This is a genomic window from Cellulomonas soli, from assembly GCF_052036975.1.
Classification (GTDB): Bacteria; Actinomycetota; Actinomycetes; order Actinomycetales; family Cellulomonadaceae; genus Cellulomonas; species Cellulomonas soli_A.
Genome location: NZ_JBQIAR010000001.1, coordinates 385,165 through 404,130 on the forward strand (window position 1 = coordinate 385,165; position 18,966 = coordinate 404,130).

Below are 18,966 nucleotides of genomic sequence, written 5' to 3' on the forward strand. Positions count from 1 at the left end.
GGTCGTGCCCTCCGGGCCCGACCCACCGACGGTGCAAGTCGGCGCGCCCCGGGCCCACAGGCCACGGCGGACCGGCAAAACTCTCAGGTCGCGTACCCCCGGGCGCGCGGATGACAGAGCGGGGAGCCCACCTTGCCGTCCCGGCGTCCGCCGGGCGAACCCCTGTGGAGCAGCCCGTGACCGAGCTCGACCTGACCACCCCTGCGCCCGCCGCGCACCCCGCGGCCGTGTCGCCCGCTGCCGTCGACTTCTCCGACCGGCACATCGGTCCGCGGGGCACCGAGACGGACCGCATGCTCGCCGTCGTCGGCTACGACAGCCTCGACGCGCTGGTCGACGCCGCCGTCCCGGCGGCCATCCGCACGGACCGCCCGCTCGACCTGCCCCCGGCCCGTTCCGAGGAGCAGGTGCTGGCTGACCTGCGGGCGATCGCGGGCCGCAACCGCGTGATGACCTCGATGATCGGCCAGGGCTACTCCGACACGGTGACGCCCGCGGTGATCCGCCGCAACGTGCTCGAGTCGCCCGCCTGGTACACCGCGTACACGCCGTACCAGCCGGAGATCTCGCAGGGCCGGCTCGAGGCGCTGCTGAACTTCCAGACCATGGTCGCGGATCTGACCGGCCTGGAGATCGCGAACGCGTCCCTGCTGGACGAGGCGACGGCCGTCGCGGAGGCCGTGGCGCTCATGTGGCGCGCGTCGAAGGCGAAGGCCGGCACGGTGGTGCTCGACGCCGAGCTGTTCGGCCAGTCGCGCGAGGTCACGCTCGGCCGCGCCGAGGCGATCGGGCTGCCGGTCGTGGTCGCGGACCTCACGGACGGCCTGCCCGAGGTCGAGGGCGCGCTGGTCGGCGTCGTGCTGCAGCAGGTCGGGGCGTCCGGCGTCGTGCGTGACCTGGCCCCGCTGGTCGCGGCGGCCAAGGAGCGCGGCGCGCTGGTGACGATCGCGGCGGACCTGCTCGCCCTGACCCTGCTGCGGACACCGGGCGAGCTCGGCGCGGACGTGTCGGTCGGCTCGGCGCAGCGGTTCGGTGTGCCGCTGTTCGGCGGCGGCCCGCACGCGGCGTTCATGGCCGTGCGCCCGGGCCTGGAGCGCATGCTGCCGGGTCGGCTCGTCGGGGTGTCGATCGACGCCGACGGTGCCGCGGCCTACCGGCTGGCGCTGCAGACGCGTGAGCAGCACATCCGTCGCGAGAAGGCGACGAGCAACATCTGCACGGCGCAGGCGCTGCTGGCGATCGTGGCGTCGATGTACGCGGTCTACCACGGGCCCGACGGGCTGCGGGCGATCGCGGAGCGCGTGCACGGGTTCGCGGGGGCGGTCGCCGCCGTGCTGGGTGAGCAGGGTGTGCCGATCGAGCACGAGGTCTACTTCGACACCGTGCGGGCGCACGTGCCGGGGCTGGCCCGCGCGGTGGTCGCGGCGGCTTCCCGGCACGGGCTGAACCTGTGGGCCCCGGACGACGACCACGTGCAGATCGCGTGCGACGAGACGACGGGCCCGGACGACGTGACGGCCGTCCTGTCGGCGTTCGTCGAGGCGCGAGCCACGGACGCCGACCCCGAGGCGGAGGAGGTGCGCTGGTTCTCGTTCGCCGCCGGGAGCGGCACGCCGCTGCCGGCCTGGGCCACGAGGTCGACCCCGTACCTGACGCACCCGGTGTTCCACCTGCACCGCTCCGAGACGGCGATGCTGCGCTACCTGCGCCGCCTGTCCGACAAGGACCTGGCGCTGGACCGCACGATGATCCCGTTGGGCTCGTGCACGATGAAGCTGAACGCGACGGCCGAGATGGAGCCGATCTCCTGGCCGGAGTTCGCCTCGATCCACCCGTACGCCCCGGCGGACCAGACGGTCGGGTACGCCGAGCTGGTCACGCAGCTGCAGGACTGGCTGGCGGAGATCACCGGCTACGCCGCGGTGTCGGTGCAGCCGAACGCCGGGTCCCAGGGTGAGCTGGCCGGTCTGCTGGCGATCCGCGGCTACCACGCGGCCCGGCACACGGACGGCGACCCGGTGCGTGACGTGTGCCTGATCCCGGCGTCCGCGCACGGCACGAACGCGGCGTCGGCGGCGTTGGCCGGCATGCGCGTCGTGGTCGTGGCGACGGCCACGGATGGTTCGGTGGACCTCGACGACCTGCGGGCCAAGCTCGCGCAGCACGGTTCGCAGGTGGCCGCGATCATGATCACGTACCCCTCCACGCACGGTGTCTACGAGGAGGGTGTCCGCACGGTCGCCGACCTTGTACACGAGGTGGGTGGTCAGGTGTACATCGACGGCGCGAACCTCAACGCGCTCGTCGGCCTGGCCCGGCCGGGCGAGATCGGTGGTGACGTCAGCCACCTCAACCTGCACAAGACGTTCTGCATCCCGCACGGCGGCGGCGGACCCGGTGTCGGCCCGGTCGCGGTCGCCGCGCACCTGGCCCCGTACCTGCCCGGCAACCCCACGCCGCTGAACGGGCAGGGCACGCCGGGCGCGGGCGTCGTCGCGCCCGTCTCCGCGGCGCCGTGGGGTTCGGCCGGCATCCTGCCGATCTCGTGGGCGTACGTGGCCCTGATGGGTGGCGACGGCCTGCGTCGCGCCACCGAGGTCGCCGTGCTGGCCGCGAACTACCTGGCCACGCGCCTGCGCGACGCCTACCCGGTGCTCTACACCGGCCCCGGCGGGCTCGTCGCCCACGAGTGCATCCTCGACCTGCGCGAGATCACCAAGCAGACCGGTGTCACCGCCGAGGACGTCGCCAAGCGACTCATGGACTACGGGTTCCACGCGCCCACGCTGTCGTTCCCCGTGGCGGGCACGCTCATGGTCGAGCCCACCGAGTCGGAGGACCTGGCCGAGCTGGACCGGTTCGTCCAGGCGATGCTGGCCATCCGTGCCGAGATCGACGACGTCGCCGCGGGCCGCTGGGCCGTCGAGGACTCGCCGCTGCGGCACGCCCCGCACACCACCGCCTCGGTCACGGCCGACACCTGGGAGCACCCGTACCCGCGCGAGCTCGCGGCGTTCCCCGTGCCCGAGCTGCGGGCCGGCAAGTACTGGCCGCCGGTGCGCCGCATCGACGGCGCCCGCGGCGACCGGCACCTGGTCTGCTCGTGCCCACCCGTCGAGGCGTACGCCGAGTGACCGGCCACCCCGGCCAGCCCGACTCCGCAGGCCCCGCAGACCCCGCCCGCACCGATCCCGCCGCCGCAGTCGAGGAGACCACCATGACGCACACCCCCGAGCAGGACGTCCTGTCCCCGTTGCACGACGAGCACGTCGCGCTGGGTGCCGCCCTGACCTCGTTCGCCGGCTGGCAGATGCCGCTGCGCTACTCCTCGGACATCGCCGAGCACCAGGCTGTCCGCACGGCCGCGGGGTTGTTCGACCTGTCGCACATGGGCGAGCTGTGGATCACCGGACCGCAGGCCGCCGCCGGTCTGGACGCCGCCCTGGTCGGCAACCTGTCGGCGGTGACCGTCGGCCGGGCCCGCTACACGATGATCTGCGCCGAGGACGGGGGCGTCATCGACGACCTGGTCGTCTACCGCCGTGGCCCCGAGACGTTCCTGATCGTGGCCAACGCGTCGAACGTGCACGTGGTCCGTGACGCCCTCCGCGAGCGGCTCGCCGGGTTCGACGCGACGCTCGCCGACGAGTCGCTCACCACGGCGCTGATCGCCGTGCAGGGCCCGCGCGCCGAGCAGATCCTCACCGGTCTGACCGCCGCGGACGATGTCGAGACCGTCCGGTCCATGCCGTACTACGCCGCCGCGGAGGCGACCGTCGACGGCCGTGCGGCGCTGGTGGCCCGCACCGGGTACACGGGCGAGGACGGCTTCGAGCTGTTCGTGCCTGCGGCGCAGGCCCCGGCCCTGTGGCGCGCACTGCTGGCTGCGGGGACGCCGCTCGGCCTGGTCCCTGCGGGTCTGTCGGCCCGCGACAGCCTGCGGCTCGAGGCCGGCATGCCGCTGTACGGCAACGAGCTGGACCGCACGACCACCCCGCACGACGCCGGCCTGGGTCGCGTCGTCAAGCTCGACAAGGTCGCCGCCGACGGGTCGCCCCTGCCGTTCGTCGGCCGGGACGCGCTCGAGTCGCGTGCGCACGCCCCGGGTGCGCGCACGCTGGTCGGGCTGATGGGACTCGGCCGCCGCGCGGCGCGCCACGGGTACGAGGTCGTCGCCTCGACCGCGGCGGACGCCCCCACGGTCGGCACGGTCACCTCCGGTGCGCCGTCACCCACGCTCGGCCACCCGATCGCGATGGCCTACGTGACCCCGGAGGTGTCGGCCGAGGGCACCGAGCTCGCGGTCGACGTGCGCGGTCGGCGTGAGCCGGTGCGCGTCGTGGCACTTCCCTTCTACCGTCGTGCCCGGTGACACCGCCGCACGCCGTCCGCCCCGACAGACCCGTTCGACCCGCCCAGCACACCACCGAGGAGCGCCCATGAGCACCGACCTGCCCGCCGACCTGCACTACACCGTCGAGCACGAGTGGCTGAAGGACGGCAGCCCGTCGACCATCGGCATCACGGCGGTCGCGGCCGACGCGCTCGGCGACATCGTCTACCTGGAGCTGCCCTCGGTCGGTGACGAGATCGCCGCCGGTGCGGTGGTCGGCGAGATCGAGTCGACCAAGTCCGTCTCGGAGCTGTTCTCGCCCGTGTCGGGCACCGTGGTGGAGGTCAACCAGGACGCGGTGGACGACCCGTCGGTGGTCAACTCCGACCCGTTCGGCGCCGGGTGGCTGCTGAAGGTCGAGGTCGCCTCGACGGGCCCTCTGCTGACCGCCGAGCAGTACGCCGCGCAGACCGCCGGCTGACCGGATCGGTGCGGCCCCGGGGCCGCACGAGACCCGGCGAGCGCACGGGACACATCGGTCCAGGTGTGACAAACCCGACAAGGGGGCGGATTGTCGCTCCCTTGTCGGTCATGGGCGATCCGACACGCCCAGATGTCCGCCGTTCGGGGCATCCGAGACCTCGGCGAGCCCGGACCGTGACCTCGCCGTGATGCGGGTAGGTCCTTTCCCTCGCCCGAACGGGTGAAAGCCACCGCGCGGACCGCCCCCACGTATCTCCGGCGTGAGAACTCCCTCATTGTGGGACGTACGGCAGGAGCGATTCCCGAGGGCCGTGTGCTACGAGAAGGACCCGCAGAACCCGCGTCATAGTTCGCTGGACTGCCCCTCTCATCCGGTACGCATCCCACGACGGGCGTCGATCCATTCGGCGGCCGTGCAGGACACCCGGAGGACAGACCATGAGCACGTTGGAGACGACCAGGACCATCCGCACCCTCGACGAGGGGCTGACCCGCCGCGAACGGGTCGTGCTGGCGGAGCTGACCGAGGACGTGACCCTCGAGGAGATCGCGACGCGACTCTTCGTCACGCGCAACACCGTCAAGTCCCAGGTTCGCAGTGTCTACCGCAAGATCGGCGTCTCCACGCGCGCCGAGGCGGTCGCGTGGGCCGCGGCCCACGGCATCCGCTGATCGCTCACCACGACTCAGTCCGCAGTGAGCCCGGTCAGGGCCACCCGCGCGAACTCCTCGACCGCCGTCGGCGCCTGCCGGCCGCGTGACCACACCATGCGCAGCACGCGCCGCAGGTCGATCCCGTCGACCTCGACGGTGACGAGCTGGCCGTGCGCGATCTCGTCGCGCACCGTGTGTCCGGAGAGCACCGCGGCGTGGCGCCCGGCGCGCACCAGGCTCTTCACGGCGACCGTCGACCCCAGCTGGTCGGTGTCGCGTGGGGCGGGGGCTCCGGCTGCGGTGAGTGCGCGCTCGAGCGTCGAGCGGGTCCCGGACCCGATCTCGCGCAGCGCCAGTGGAGCCGCGGCGAGCTCGGCGGCGCTGATGGGTCGTCGGCGTCGTGCCCAGGGATGCACGGGCGCGACGACGACGACCAGCTCGTCGGTGCCGACCACCCGCGAGGCCAGCGCCTCGTCGACGTCCGGCCCTTCGACGAACCCGAGCTCGGCGTCCCCGTCGATCACGGCCCGTGCGACGTCGCGGGAGTTCGCGACCAGCAGCTCGACGGAGGCCTGACCCGGTCCCCGTGCGGCGATCCACCCCGGCGCGAGGTGCTCGGCGATCGTCATGCTCGCGGCCACCACGATGCGGCCCGCGTGCTGGGTCCGTTCGGCGGACGCCGCGGCCTCGAACGCCTCCGACGCACGCAGCACTGCCGCCGCGTGGGGCAGGAGCCGGCGGCCCTGCTCGGTCAGCGCCGTGCCCGAGGGTGCCCGCAGCACGAGCGTGACGCCCGTGCTGCGTTCGAGGCGGCGCAGGGCTGCGCTCGCGGACGGCTGGGCGATGCCCAGTGCGCGGGCGGCGGCGGACAGCGACCCGTGGTGCGCGACGGCGACGAAGACCTGCAGCGCACCCAGCGGTGCCCGGTGCGGCACCACGAGCTCCGCGGGGGCGGGCTCTGGGAGGGCGGGCTCTGGGAGCGCGGAGGTCATAGCCTCAGGCTAGACCCCTGCAGGAGAGTCGCCGTTCCGCCCCGCGGCACCGGCAGGCACGCTGAGGTCCGTGACCAGCACGGACGTCCCCACCGACACCGCCACGACCGCCGCACGCGTCGCCGAGCCGGTGACCGGTCCGGCGGACCAGGTGCCGGGTGCCCCCCCGGCGCGTGCAGCGGCACGTCGGCGCACGGTCGGTGCGGTCGTCGTCGGGGTGCTGCTGCTGGTCGGGATCGTCGCACGGGCGGTCGGTGCCGTCGCGCCCGGTGCGCCGACCCTGCTCGTGGCGATCGGACTGGGCGTCACCGTCCGGGCCCTCGGGCTGGTCCCGCCCTCCGCCGACGTCGTCCTGTGCTGGTGCTCGACCTACCTGCTGCGGATCGCGGTGGCCGTGCTGGGCCTGCGGTTGTCGCTGGCCGACCTGGGTTCGATCCGGCCCGCCCAGCTCGCGGTGCTGACGCTGACGGTTGCCACGACCTTCGCCGGGACGCTCGGTGCCGGACGGCTGCTGCGCGTGCCCCGCGACCTGCGTCTGCTGGTCGCGACCGGGTTCTCCATCTGCGGTGCCGCGGCGGTGGCCGGGATGAGCACCGTGCTCCGGCGTCCGCCCGGACGCCCCGCCGCCGCGGTCGAGGCCACGGACGACGTCAGCGGGTCCGACGCGGGGATCGACGACGACGTGGCCCTGGCCGTCGCCCTGGTGACCCTCTACGGCTCCCTCGCGCTCGTCGCACTCCCGCTGCTCGCCACGGTGCTCGACCTGCCCGACCGGACCGCCGGGCTGTGGATCGGCATGTCCGTGCACGAGGTCGCGCAGGTCGTGGCCGCCGGTGCGACGGTGTCGGCCGCAGCCCTGACGATCGCGTTGGTGGCCAAGCTGGCTCGTGTGGTGCTGCTCGCACCGCTGGTGGCCGGTGTCGGGGCGGTCCGTCGACGCACCGCCCCGGTGGCGGGCGGTCGGGGTCCCGCACTCGTGCCCCCGTTCGTGGTGGCGTTCGTGCTGCTGGTGCTCGTGCGCAGCACCGGGGTGCTGCCCGCGGGGGTCATCGCGGCCGCCGACGTCGCCACGACGATCGCGCTCACCGCATCGCTGACGGCACTCGGCACGCAGGTGGACATCGGTCGGCTCGTGCACGGGGGTGCACGGGCGCTGCTGCTCGGGGCGGTGGCCACCGTGCTCGTCGTCGGCACGAGCCTGGGCGGGCTCCTTGCGGTGGGCGGCGTGTGACACGGTGGACGTCCGCGCGCGACGTGCGCGTCACGTGCCCCTGGCAGACTCGCCGCATGGCCTCTCCCGTGCTCGTCGTCGCCGCCGCGATCGTCGACGACCTCGACGACCCCCGTGAGCTGCTCGCTGCCCGACGGGCGACCCCGGCCAGCCTCGCCGGGCGGTGGGAGTTCCCCGGCGGCAAGGTCGACCCGGGCGAGTCGCCCGAGCAGGCCCTGCACCGTGAGCTGCGCGAGGAGCTCGGCGTACGGGTGGGCCTGGGTTCCGAGCTCGTCGGCCCCGACGGGGGTGCGTGGCTCATCTCGGAGACGTACGTCATGCGGCTGTGGCTCGCGGAGGTGGTCAGCGGCACGCCCGAGCCGCTCGTCGAGCACGACGAGCTGCGGTGGTTGCCGGCGGGTCAGTGGATGGACGTGCCGTGGCTCGACGCGGACGTGCGGATCGTCGAGGCGCTGGTCGCGTCGACCGTCGGCGAGGCCCTGAGCAGCGAGGACAGGACCGCCTGAGCGCCCGTGTTCTCCGTGGGAGAACGGCGCCGCCGGGCGCTGGCACTCTCGGGGTCAGAGTGCTAATACTGGAGCCGTAGCCACCTGGTGGCGTCGAGCCACCGGGCATGCCGCGGCTCCGGGAGGTCCGGGGCCCGCTGTCGAGGAGGTGAGGCACATGGCTACCCGTTACGACCCGTTCCAGGAGATGGACCGGCTGTTCGGGCAGATGCTGGCATCCGACCGCGCGTCGGCCGTCATGCCGATGGACCTGTTCCGCTCCGGCGACCACTACGTGCTCAACGTCGATCTCCCGGGTGTCGACCCGGGCACCATCGACGTGAACGTCGAGGACCGCACCCTGACGATCCGCGCGCAGCGCACCTCGCGCACCGAGCAGGACGTCCAGTGGCTCGCCAAGGAGCGCCCCTCGGGCACGTACGCCCGCCAGTTCACCGTCGGACGCGGTCTCGCGCTCGACGCGATGGCCGCCACCTACACCGACGGCGTCCTCACGCTGACGATCCCGGTGGCCGAGGAGGCCAAGCCGCGCCGCATCTCGGTGCAGCACGGCGAGAGCGCCGCCACGATCGAGGCCTCGCACGCCAAGGCCTGACGACGCAACCCACGACGTCCCCGGGCGCGACGACCCGGGGACGTCGTGCGTCATCCTTCAGGAGGCCGCCCTCAGCGAACTTCGACGCTGCAGCTCGCGGGCTGGGCGGCGCCGCTCACGCACTCAGCGGGCGTCGCGCGATGCCACGATCCGGTCGACGATCTCGCGCAGCACGGCGGAGCTCGTCGCGAGGTTGACTCGGACGTGCGTCGGGCTGCCCGGGTCGAACGTGCGCCCGGGGTTCACGGCGAGTCGGCCGCGGTGCAGCAGCGTGTGCGCGGGGTCGTCACCCAGGCCGGCGTCGCCCAGGTCCACCCACGCGAAGTAGGTGGCCTCGGTCGGCTGCCACCGCGCGCCGGGCACGCGGGCGCGCAGGTCGGCGGCGAACGCGTGCTTGTTCCGCTCGATGCCGACCCGCAACGCGTCGAGCCACGGACCGCCGTGGCGCAGGGCGGCGGTCTGGGCGACGAGCGCGAGGTGGCTGACGCCGTCGTGGACGGTCTCCGGCAGCCGGGCCAGGTCGTCGACCGCCCCGGGCCCCGGGACCGCGAGGGCGGCCTTGAGCCCGGCGAGGTTGAACGCCTTCGACGCCGAGACCAGCGCGATCGCGTCGGGGATGACCGTGGCCGCGGGGACGTACGCGGTGCCGGGGCGCGTCAACGGGGCGTGGATCTCGTCCGACACGATCCGCACGCCGTGCGCGCGGGCCAGCTCGCCGAGAGTGGTGAGCTCCTCGCGCGTCGGGGCGGTGCCTGTCGGGTTGTGCGGGTTGCACAGCAGGTACGCGGCGCGGCGACCACCGGCGCGTGCGCGCCCGAACCCGGCGTCCAGCGCCGCGGGGTCGAGCCGTCCGTCGGGTCCGAGGTGCGCCGTCTCGACCTCGAACCCGGCGGCACGGGAGAACGCCGTGAACGGCGGGTACACCGGCGGGCTGATGACCACGGTGTCACCGGGCCGCAGGTGCAGTCGCAGCACCTCGGTGGCGCCGATCATCACGTCGGGCACCGGGTGCACGGTGGGGACGTCGACGGCCCAGTCCCACCGGTCGGCGGCGAACGCGGCGAACGCCTCCGCGGTCGCGGTGCCGTGCGGGTAGCCGGTGTCGCCGGCCACCAGCGCCGCGGTGACGGCGTCGACCACCGGCTGCGGCGGGGTCACATCCATCTCGGCCACCCAGGCGGGCAGCACGTCCGGCGGGTACTCGCGCCACTTCACGGACGTGCGCGTGCGCAGCGTGGCCAGGTCGAGCGCGTCGAGCGGCGTGGCCAGGTGCTGGGCGGCGGGAAGGGCGTCCGGACCGGGGGTGGGCGTGGCGGGCGGGGTCACCGTCCGACAGTACGGTCGGCTCAGCTCACGTCGCGCACGGCACGCAGCGTGTGCACCAGTGCGTCGACCGCGGCGGCCGAGGCCGGCAGCAGGCCGCCGTCGGGCTTGGCGGTCGGCACCAGCACCAGCTGGGCGCCGGCCGTGGTCGAGACCGCGACGGCCGGGCGCACGGCACCGCCGGACAGGCCGGTCGTCGGGGTGATCGCGGCGATCTCGGGCCACGACAGGCCGAGCAGCACGTCGGCCTTGCGCCACAGCTCGATGCCCTCGCCCGACCACGCCAAGGTCAGGCGCGTGCCGCCGCCGGGGCGCAGTCGCTCGATGTACCAGCCCTGCGCGAGCAGGGCGTCGCGCAGCCCGGCCTCGGACCACACGGCCTGCGTCGACCAGCCGGGGCGGGCGGTCGCGGCGGCGCGGCGGCGCCCGCTGTCGCGGCGTGCGGCCAGCACGATCCCGGCGACGATCAGCACGACGATCAGCAGCGAGACCAGCACGATGAGCACCGGGTCGCCGTCCGAGGTGGCCAGCCGTCGCCAGGCGTTCGCCGACAACGCGATCACGCCGAGCGTCGAGAGCAGCAGCCCCCACCGTTGCCGCGTCATGCACCCACTCCGTTCGTCGTCGCGCGCTGCGCAGTGGTGAGCTCCGGCCAGGCGGCCGCATCGGCGACCGGTACCTGCACGCGCCGGATCCGACCGGACTCCACGACCACACCCCGTCCGGGCGGGAACTCCGCCCGGGCCATGCGCGGGAACGGGGTGCGGAACAGCGAGTCGCCGTCCAGGTGGTCCGGCTGCAGCACCAGGCCACGGCGACCGTTGCGCACCTCGGCGACCAGCGGCCACGCCGAGCCCCAGGTGGACGTCTCGGACTCCGCCACCACCAGGTGGTCGTTGCGACGGGCGGTCTTGACCGCCTCGGCCAGCGCCTGCTCGGCCGGTCCGCCCAGCAGGTCGGTGATCGACTCGATGACCAGCACGATGCCGAGGTCACCCGTGGCCGGTTCCGCCAGCTCGGGCAGCAGACGACGGGCCAGCGCGGCGGCGTCCTCGGCGGACACGGCCGTCTCCGTCCATACCGGTGCGGCGTGCACGGGGGAACGCCGGTTGCCCACGTAGTAGAGCCGTCCCTGCGGTGCGTACCGCCGCAGGGACGTCGCGATCGAGGCGAGCACCGTGGTGCGTCCCGAGCCGGGCAGGCCGGCGACCAGGAACGTCCCACGCGGCTCGAAGCCCAGCGGGGCCAGCGTGTCGTCGGCGACGCCCAGCACCGGCAGGCCGTCGGCGGAGGCCGGCAGGCTCGACAGGGTGACGAACGACGGCAGCCGCCGCACCGCCGGGGCGTCGGTCACACCCGCCGCCCGCAGCCGCCCGGCGAGCCCCTCGATCCAGGAACCCTGCTCGGCGGGGTCCGACGTGCCACCGGGGACGGCGAGCTGCAGCTCGTGCGACGTGCCGGCCGGCACGGCCCGTCCGGGAGGCGAGGCCGCGGAGAGCACGTCGGTGGGCACGTCGAGCACGCCGTAGGCGTTGTCGTCGGCCTGCCGCAGGACGATCCGCCGCGGGACGCTGCCCGCCAGCGCCGTCGGCAGCGCGCCGGGGCGTTCGGCCGCCATGACCACGTGCACGCCCAGCGGGCGACCCTCGCTGACGATCCGGCGGAACGCCGCGAACGTCGCCGAACGCCCGGGCTCCGACTCCCACGCGTCACGGAACGCGGACAGGCCGTCGAGCAGCAGCAGGATCCGCGGCTCCTGCGGCTGCGCGGCCAGGGTGCGGTACTGCGTGATGGAGCCGGCGCGCACCTGCGCGTACCGGGCGGAGCGCTCCTCGACGGTGGCCAGCAGCGTCCGCAGCAGGCGGGTCACCCGTTCCACGTCGGTGCCCTCCACGACCGAGCCGACGTGCGGCAGCGAGTCGAGCATCGCCAGGCCACCGGCACCCAGGTCGAGGCCGTACACCTGCACGGGGAACCCGGCCGCGCACGCCTGCCCGGCACCCACGGCGAGCGTGCGCAGCGCCGTCGAGGTACCCGAACCGCCCGTGCCGAACAGGGCGAGCGCGCCGTCGTCCGGGCGGTACGTGAACGGCGCCTGACGCTGGTCCTCGGGCAGGTCGACCACACCCAGCGGCAGCTCGGTGTCGTCCGCGACGGGCAGGTCCGCGAGGTCGTACACGGCAGCCAGGTCGGGCAGCCACGGCCGGCGCGGCGGCCGGATCCCTGCGGTGCGGGCGGCCAGCGCCACGGTCCGCACCACACGCGAGATGTCCGTCGGCCCGTCCTCGGCCGAGTCGTCCGCCTGGGTGGTGGGCAGGGTCCACCGTTCGCCGGGGCCGAACGCCAACGACTCGATCTCGACGTTCCCATCAGCCGTCGCGGCGCCCGACCGACCGCCCGCGTACGCGGTCTGGAACAGCGCGATCCGCCCCGGACCCGTACGCACGGCACCACGTCCCGGGACACCGGGGTCGAAGTGCGCGGACATGGGCGAACCCAGCACGTCGGTCGAGTCGTGCTCGTCGGCGGTGCGCAGCGCCACACGCAGGTTCGTGTTGGCGCGCAGGTTGTCCTTGATGACACCGGCCGGGCGCTGCGTGGCCAGCACCAGGTGCAGCCCCAGCGACCGACCGCGCTGTGCGACGTCCACGACGCCGTCGACGAACTCGGGGACCTCCGAGACGAGCGCGGCGAACTCGTCGACCACGATGACCAGCGCCGGCGGCGTCTCGGGGTCGCCGCTGCGCTCGAGGGTCAGCAGGTCCTTGGCCTTCTTGCGGTGCAGCAGCTGCTCGCGGTGTCGTAGCTCGGCGCGCAGCGACGTCAGCGCGCGACGCACCAGGTGCGGCGACAGGTCCGTGACGAGCCCGACGCAGTGCGGCAGACCCACGCAGTCGGCGAACGCAGCGCCACCCTTGTAGTCGACGAACAGGAACGTCACCCGGTCGGGGCTGTGCGCGGCCGCCATGCCGAGCACCCACGCCTGCAGGAACTCGCTCTTGCCCGACCCGGTGGTGCCACCGACCAGCGCGTGCGGGCCCTGGCTGCGCAGGTCCAGCACGAACTCCCCGCCGACGCCCTGCCCGATGACGGCCCGCAGCGTCGCGTCGGTGCGGCGGGGGGCCGGCGGCCCGTGACGGTCCACGATCGACCCCGTCTCACGCCACCGCTCGATGACCGCACCCGGGTCCTCGGCGACCTCCGGACCGGCCAGGGCCAGGTAACCCACGGCACGCGGCAGGTCGGTCTCGTCCTCCACGGGTGCACCGGCGTCCACGACCCCGGTCAGGTGCAGACCGAGCCGCCCCGTCGTCTCCTCGTCGACCGGCTCGGCCGTCACGTCACGCCACGTCCGGTCCGGCACGGAACCCCCGCGCACGCCACCGTCGTGGCACACCAGGAACGCACGGCACGCCGCCGGCAGTCGCGGCTGCCGTGCCGCGCACCAGATCACGTGCACCCCGCGCTCGGGGCCCTCCTCGGCGAGCCGCACGAGCCGGCCACGCTCCACGGGGGCGTCGTCCTCGACGACCAGCACGACCGCGGGCAGCGTCGAGGCGCCCCGGTGGTCGCGGCGCGCCGCGACGAGCTCCTCGAGCTGGCCGACCACGGCCGCGCACGTCGTGGGGTTGTCCCCGAGGTGGTGGGTCAGGGGGCTGTGGGCGCTCGCGGTGTGCGGCAACCAGGTCAGCCAGCGCCAGCTCTGGGCGCTGCGCGCGGAGGCCACACCGGCCACGACGACCTCGGCGGGGGAGTGCAGGCACACGAGCTGGGCGACGAGGCTGCGGGCCACGGCGGCGGCCTCCAGCGGGGCACCGGCGATGCCGATGCCACCGACCTCGCGCAGCCCGGCGACGAGCGGGACGCCCTGCACGTCGCGCAGGCCGGTGACGGTCTCCTCCAGGTCGGCCCACATCTGCCCGTCGGCCTGCCCGCGTGCCGGCAGTCGGACCGTGGTGCGCGACGCGTCCGTGCCGGTGCCGAGGCGCAGCGACAGGAAGTCGTCGTCGTCCGGTCGGCGGCACCACAGCAACGGGCTGAGCGTGAGGGCGGCGTCGACGACCTCGGCCGTCGAGGGGTGCTCGACCAGGCGGGTGGCGACCTCGTCGGTGTGGTCGGTGCGCACCTGCTCGGCCAGCAGGGTCAGGTCGGTGCGGAACTTCTCGGCCTGCTTCTGCACGCGCCGGCGCTCACCGGTGCGCCGGTCGAGCCACGAGCCGAGCATCAGCAGCGGGCTGAGGCCGACGAACGCCAACGTGAGCACGTTCTGGGTCATGGCATACATGCCGACACCCAGCAGTGCCGGGGCGAGCATGGCCAGCCACGGGAAGCGCTGCGGCTTGGCCGGTTCGGGCGGTGCGGGGGCCTCGACGGTCTTCTCGGCGTAGCGGGGCACCACCAGCGGCGGCCGGTTGAACGCCACGACGGCGCCCCCGTGCTCCGTGCTCGTCACCTGCGTGAGCCGCTCCACGCGGAACGTCGTGTCGCCGAGCCGCACCACGTCGTCCGGTCCGAGCGCCGTGCGGGCCACCAGGCCACCGCCGACCTGCACCCCGTTCGAGGAGCCGTTGTCGACGACCTCGACACCGTCGGTGATGACCAGCCGGGCGTGTCGCTGGGACACGGTCCGGTCGTCGAGACGCACCGTGACGTCACGACCGCGCCCGACGGTGTGCACCCCGGCCGGCAGCAGCACCTCCAGCCCGGCGTCCGGACCGCCCAGGACGATCAGGCGCGCTGCCGCGTCAGCCACGTCCGCACCGGGCTCCACGAAGCGCCGCGCGGCACGCGTCACGGCCACGGTCGAGCCGGCCCGCAGCCCGGCGTCCAGCAGCGGGATCGCACGCGGCAGCGACCGGAACTGCGTCGCACCCACCGGGCACGCACTCAGCTCGACCTCGCCGACAGGACCACCGAGGCGCGGGTCGGCCCGCACCAGGGTGTCGGCGACGTCGCCGACGGTCGTCACGGCGTCGGCCTCGATGACGACGGCCTCGGTCATGCCGTCCGGGCGGCGCAGCAGGAGCCGGGTGCGCATGTCAGTTCTCCAGGGCGGACGGCTCGTGCATCACGTTCACGGTCTGGACCGTACCGACGATCGCGTCGAACAAGCTCACCAGCGCATCCCGGGCGCCCACCAGCGGGCTCGAGAACGCCAGGTAGACCAGGTCCGTGCTGCCGTGCGGCTCGATCCAGTAGTCGACGACGAACGACTCGAGGGCGCGGTCCTCGCCGCCACCCGTGCCGCCGTCCTCGCCGGTCAGCCCCGCCAGGTCGGTGCGTACGGTGCCGGCCCGCACCCGCCGCAGGATCACACCGAGCTCACCCTCGGTCAGGTCCACGCTCGCCGCCAGGCCCTCCGCGCCGGACGCCTCGGCGAGCACGGTGCGCCCCAGCGCCTCCAGGTCCTGCCCGGGCAGCGTGTGCACCGTGACCGACGCAGGGATCGGCACACCGCCGACCTCCATCAGCGACACCCCCATCAGCTGCCCCCGGTGCGCGGCGGCCCGCGCGGTCTGCTCGAGCAGCTGCCCACGCAGGGTGCGCCGCAACGTCGCCCACTCGTCCGCCCTGCCCAGCTGCCGGTCGACGAGCGCCTCGACGGACCGCACCCGTTCCGCGTCGTCCGCCAGCTCGACGACCACCCAGTCCTCGGGCAGCTCCAGCGTCACGAACCCGGCCGGTCGCGCCGCCGGGTGGCCGGTCACGGGTTCACCTGCTCGAGTCGTGTGGACGTCTCGACGCTGTCGCCGCCGCTCAGAAGCACGTAGTAGCCATCCTCGATGTCGATCCAGCAGGTCGTGTCGGTGCCGTCGGGGAGCGTGACCGGTTCTTCCCAGGGGGCGTCGTCCGCCCGCACCGGGATGATCGGCGAACTACTCGTGAACTTGATGCCGTAGGTCGATTCCAGGCCCGTGATCGCGGTGGCTTCTGCGGCTCGCTCGAGCGCTCGGTTCTCGGCACGCGCGCGCACTTCACCGTCGACCGTGATCTGGAAGGAGATGTAGGAGGCGCCGATGAAGACCATGCCCCCGCCGCTCAGGATGGCGACCAGTCGCATCGGTCGGCGTGAGGTGCTCCAGCCGAACTCGACGCGGATGACAAGCACGACGAAGGCGATGGCGAAGCCGATTGCGATGGCCCCGAAGATCCAGGTCAGCGGCCCTCCCTCGCCATTCGTCACTGGCGGGGGTGGGAGGTCCGGCACGAGCACCGTGGCGGACAGGTGCGGGGCGCCGGTCATGACGTCACAGGGTCGAGACGGGTGGAGGTCTCCAGACTGTCGCCGCCGCACAGCAGGGCGTAGTGATCGTCTTCGATGTCGATCCAGCAGGTCGTCTCAGTCCCGTCGGGCAACCGGACGTCTTCTTCTCGTGGGGCGTGGGCGGCGCGGATCGGGATGATCGGCATGGAGTCGGTGAAGGTGATGCCGTAGGACTCTTCGAGCCTGCCGATCACCGTGGCTTCAGCGGCTTGCTCTAGCTCCCAGTGCTCGTCGCGTTCCTGCTGCTCGGCGTCGCGTTGGATGGTGTCGATGCCTGCGGTGGCCAGGGCGGTGACGAGCATGATCGCGGCGAGTGTCAGGGTGACGGCGATCGGACGGCGTGTGCGGGACACGTTGAGGATCATCCGGATGACGTGGACCCCGAACACGACGGCAGTCAGCACGGAGATCACTCCGACGGTGATCACCAGCGGCGAGGAGATGTCGGAGAACTGGGGTGCGGGCGGCACGTCGGGTACCAGGACCGAGCTGCGCAGCGTCATCGTGCCCCCACCGTTCGGTTGTGTCGCACGGCGTCCGTCTTGGGGGCGCTCATGCGGTGGCCTGGCTCTCGGTGAGGTGGACGGCGAGCGTGTCGGTGACGACGTTGGTCTGCCAGCCGATCGCGTCGGTGAGCTCGGGGTGCTCGGAGTCGAACTGGCACAGCACAATCTGCTCCGTCCCCGGGGGAAGCACGAACCAGTTCATCTGGAGCATCACCCGCCGTGACGGACGGGTCACGGTCTCCAGGATCTGGAAGACCGCAGGCCCGGCCGTGAGGTTGCCGGGGGAGACGCCCACCTGGACGTATCGGACGCCCTTGGTGCGGGGCGGCTTGTTGGCCCAGCGCACGAGGTCCGCCTGGGACATGCGCTGGGGGCCGTCAGGCTCGACCACCTTGATCGCGACGGTCGACACCGGCTCGCAGGACTGGCGGTCGGGCAACCAGATCCCGGCCGACCAGGTCCCGCCCTCGTCCAGGTACCGGTTCTCCAGTGCGCGGATGCCCGCGGCGACTGCGGGCGCGTGGTCGGGCGGGATCGTGCCGTTCACGGCGATGTCGTCCGCCAGGGCGTGACCCCCGCCGATGTGCCACACCAGCCACGACTCGGTAGAGCCCCAGTCAAGCCCGACTACGCGAGAAGTCGTGTATCTGTGCGTCACAGGCCGGCCCGAGCCCCGCGACGATGGGTGCTGCCGGTCACGAGTTCACCGGTTCCAGGCGGGTGGAGGTCTCCAGGGTGTCGCCGCCGCACAGCAGGGCGTAGTGGTCGCCTTCGATGTCGATCCAGCAGGTCGTCTCGGTGCCGTCCGGCAGCCGGACGTCTTCTTCCCGTGGAGCGTAGGAAGCACGGATCGGGATGATCGGCATGGAGTCGGTGAAGGTGATGCCGTAGGTCTCTTCGAGCCCGGCGATCACGGTGGCTTCAGCGGCTTGCTCCAACTCCCACTGCACGTCGAGAGCGCGCTCCTCACGGTGGACGTGGACCTCGAAGGCAATGTAGGCGGCGGCGCCGAAGACGAACATCCCGGCGATCAGAATCGCGGCGAGCCGAAGAGGACGGCGTGCCTTGACCAGCCCGAGTTCGGTTCTGACGACGAGCGTCGTGAACGCGATGACGAAACCAGCAGCGATGAGGGCGAACGCGAGGCTGACCGGGCCACCGTCGCCGGTTGATGTCGGTGCGGGTGGCAGGTCGGGGACGAGGACGGAGGTCAGGGTGGGGTTCATGCGTCCTCCAGGTGGACGACGACGGAGTCGGTGACGGTGTTGGTCTCCCAGCCGAGGGCGTCGACCAGTGCGGGGTGTTCGGTGTCGAACTGGCACAGCACGGTCTGGTCGGTGTCGGGAGGCAGGATGAACCAGCTCAGTCGGGTCATGACCTTGCGGGAGGGACGGGTCACGGTCTCCAGGAGCTGCAGGACGACGGGTCCGGCGGCGACCTGCCCGGGGGAGGCCTCCACGTGCAGGACCCGGGTGCGCTTCATCTTCGGTGGCCGCACAGCCCAGGCGAGGAGCTCCTGCTGGGTCATGCGTCCGGTGGGCTCAGGTTCGATGAGGCGCACGAGGACGGTGCCGGCCATGGTGCGGGTATGCGGGTCGGGCAGCCACACACCCATGGACAGGGTGCCGGGTTGGTCGGTGAGGACCTCGCAGTCCATGGCGCGGATGCCCTGGGCGATGGCGTGCACCATGCCCGGGTCCTCGTGCATGGGTGCGGCCAGCGCCTCGGCGTTCTGCGTGCCGTCACCAGCGGCCCAGATGACCCAATCCTCGGTGGCACCCCACCGCACCTGCGCGATCCGCCGTGTAGCGCTCACAGGTGCAACCTCTCATCCGCAGCAACCTCGGGTGTCGCCCACTTGTTGAGGAGTTGTCCGCTGTTGTACGCATTGAGCCCAGAGTCGACCAGGTAGAGCGACGTGGCGACTCGCGTCTGTCGCACCGCGGCCCGGAGCGCGCTATCGATCGCGGGGAGCGCGGCGGGATGCCGCACAATCTCCAGCGACTCCTGCAGGGCAACCCTGTTGCCGATGACATCGGCGCGGCCCGCCCAGGCCAGGATCTGGTCTTGGCTAGCGG

General features: G+C 73.2%; 17 protein-coding genes. 7 read left to right on the plus strand and 10 right to left on the minus strand.

Going from position 1 to position 18,966, the window contains the following annotated elements; translation table 11 throughout:
* The first annotated feature begins 176 nt into the window (after nt 1-176).
* The 4 genes from gcvP (at nt 177) to ACTHAM_RS01845 (ending at nt 5,488) form a co-directional block, all read left to right on the plus strand.
* On the plus strand, nt 177-3,134 hold the full coding sequence (gene gcvP / locus ACTHAM_RS01830; RefSeq protein WP_440684054.1) for an aminomethyl-transferring glycine dehydrogenase: 2,958 nt from the start codon (nt 177-179) through the stop codon (nt 3,132-3,134).
* Nucleotides 3,135-3,217: 83 nt separating this feature from the next.
* Nucleotides 3,218-4,372 carry a glycine cleavage system aminomethyltransferase GcvT gene (gene gcvT / locus ACTHAM_RS01835; RefSeq protein WP_440684055.1) on the plus strand — a complete coding sequence of 385 codons (1,155 nt, stop codon included), beginning with the start codon at nt 3,218-3,220 and terminating at the stop codon, nt 4,370-4,372.
* A gap of 67 nt (nt 4,373-4,439) precedes the next feature.
* The gene (gene gcvH, locus ACTHAM_RS01840) at nt 4,440-4,814 is read left to right on the plus strand and encodes a glycine cleavage system protein GcvH (RefSeq protein WP_440684056.1); all 375 of its coding nucleotides are present in this window, start codon (nt 4,440-4,442) and stop codon (nt 4,812-4,814) included.
* Nucleotides 4,815-5,254: 440 nt separating this feature from the next.
* On the plus strand, nt 5,255-5,488 hold the full coding sequence (locus ACTHAM_RS01845) for a LuxR C-terminal-related transcriptional regulator (RefSeq protein ID WP_440684057.1): 234 nt from the start codon (nt 5,255-5,257) through the stop codon (nt 5,486-5,488).
* Nucleotides 5,489-5,502: 14 nt separating this feature from the next.
* Here ACTHAM_RS01845 and ACTHAM_RS01850 read toward each other — a convergent pair whose 3' ends face one another.
* On the minus strand, nt 5,503-6,462 hold the full coding sequence (locus ACTHAM_RS01850) for a LysR family transcriptional regulator (RefSeq protein ID WP_440684058.1): 960 nt from the start codon (nt 6,460-6,462) through the stop codon (nt 5,503-5,505).
* A 70-nt stretch (nt 6,463-6,532) separates the two neighbouring features.
* Here ACTHAM_RS01850 and ACTHAM_RS01855 point away from each other — a divergent pair, with 70 nt between their 5' ends.
* From ACTHAM_RS01855 to ACTHAM_RS01865, 3 genes are all read left to right on the plus strand, one after another.
* On the plus strand, nt 6,533-7,693 hold the full coding sequence (locus ACTHAM_RS01855) for a YeiH family protein (protein WP_440684059.1): 1,161 nt from the start codon (nt 6,533-6,535) through the stop codon (nt 7,691-7,693).
* A 56-nt stretch (nt 7,694-7,749) separates the two neighbouring features.
* The gene (locus tag ACTHAM_RS01860; protein ID WP_440684060.1) at nt 7,750-8,199 is read left to right on the plus strand and encodes a (deoxy)nucleoside triphosphate pyrophosphohydrolase; all 450 of its coding nucleotides are present in this window, start codon (nt 7,750-7,752) and stop codon (nt 8,197-8,199) included.
* Nucleotides 8,200-8,356: 157 nt separating this feature from the next.
* Nucleotides 8,357-8,794: an Hsp20/alpha crystallin family protein gene (locus tag ACTHAM_RS01865; RefSeq protein ID WP_440684061.1), complete on the plus strand. Its 438-nt coding sequence runs from the start codon at nt 8,357-8,359 to the stop codon at nt 8,792-8,794.
* A 123-nt stretch (nt 8,795-8,917) separates the two neighbouring features.
* On the opposite strand, the gene ACTHAM_RS01870 is transcribed toward ACTHAM_RS01865, so the two are convergent.
* The 9 genes from ACTHAM_RS01870 to ACTHAM_RS01910 all read right to left on the minus strand — a co-directional run bounded on the left by ACTHAM_RS01870 (nt 8,918) and on the right by ACTHAM_RS01910 (nt 18,704).
* Entirely contained in the window at nt 8,918-10,120 is a 1,203-nt protein-coding gene (locus tag ACTHAM_RS01870) for a MalY/PatB family protein (RefSeq protein ID WP_440684062.1), read from the minus strand.
* 20 nt (nt 10,121-10,140) lie between these two features.
* Entirely contained in the window at nt 10,141-10,722 is a 582-nt protein-coding gene (locus tag ACTHAM_RS01875) for a hypothetical protein (RefSeq protein WP_440684063.1), read from the minus strand.
* Complete coding sequence (locus ACTHAM_RS01880) at nt 10,719-15,155, minus strand: FtsK/SpoIIIE domain-containing protein (RefSeq protein WP_440684064.1); 4,437 nt, start codon at nt 15,153-15,155, stop codon at nt 10,719-10,721. The genes ACTHAM_RS01875 and ACTHAM_RS01880 overlap by 4 nt, the downstream gene beginning before the upstream one ends.
* Nucleotide 15,156: 1 nt before the next feature.
* Nucleotides 15,157-15,825 (minus strand): hypothetical protein, encoded by a 669-nt coding sequence (locus ACTHAM_RS01885; protein WP_440684065.1) that lies wholly within the window; start codon nt 15,823-15,825, stop codon nt 15,157-15,159.
* The gene (locus ACTHAM_RS01890) at nt 15,822-16,361 is read right to left on the minus strand and encodes a hypothetical protein (RefSeq protein WP_440684066.1); all 540 of its coding nucleotides are present in this window, start codon (nt 16,359-16,361) and stop codon (nt 15,822-15,824) included. The genes ACTHAM_RS01885 and ACTHAM_RS01890 overlap by 4 nt, the downstream gene beginning before the upstream one ends.
* Nucleotides 16,358-16,885, minus strand: coding sequence for a hypothetical protein (locus tag ACTHAM_RS01895; RefSeq protein WP_440684067.1), 528 nt, complete (start codon nt 16,883-16,885; stop codon nt 16,358-16,360). The genes ACTHAM_RS01890 and ACTHAM_RS01895 overlap by 4 nt, the downstream gene beginning before the upstream one ends.
* 49 nt (nt 16,886-16,934) lie before the next feature.
* Complete coding sequence (locus tag ACTHAM_RS01900) at nt 16,935-17,480, minus strand: hypothetical protein (RefSeq protein WP_440684068.1); 546 nt, start codon at nt 17,478-17,480, stop codon at nt 16,935-16,937.
* Between the two features lie 103 nt (nt 17,481-17,583).
* On the minus strand, nt 17,584-18,114 hold the full coding sequence (locus ACTHAM_RS01905; RefSeq protein WP_440684069.1) for a hypothetical protein: 531 nt from the start codon (nt 18,112-18,114) through the stop codon (nt 17,584-17,586).
* Nucleotides 18,111-18,704, minus strand: a complete 594-nt coding sequence (locus tag ACTHAM_RS01910; RefSeq protein WP_440684070.1) for a hypothetical protein — start codon at nt 18,702-18,704, stop codon at nt 18,111-18,113. The genes ACTHAM_RS01905 and ACTHAM_RS01910 overlap by 4 nt, the downstream gene beginning before the upstream one ends.
* Nucleotides 18,705-18,966: the final 262 nt, after the last annotated feature.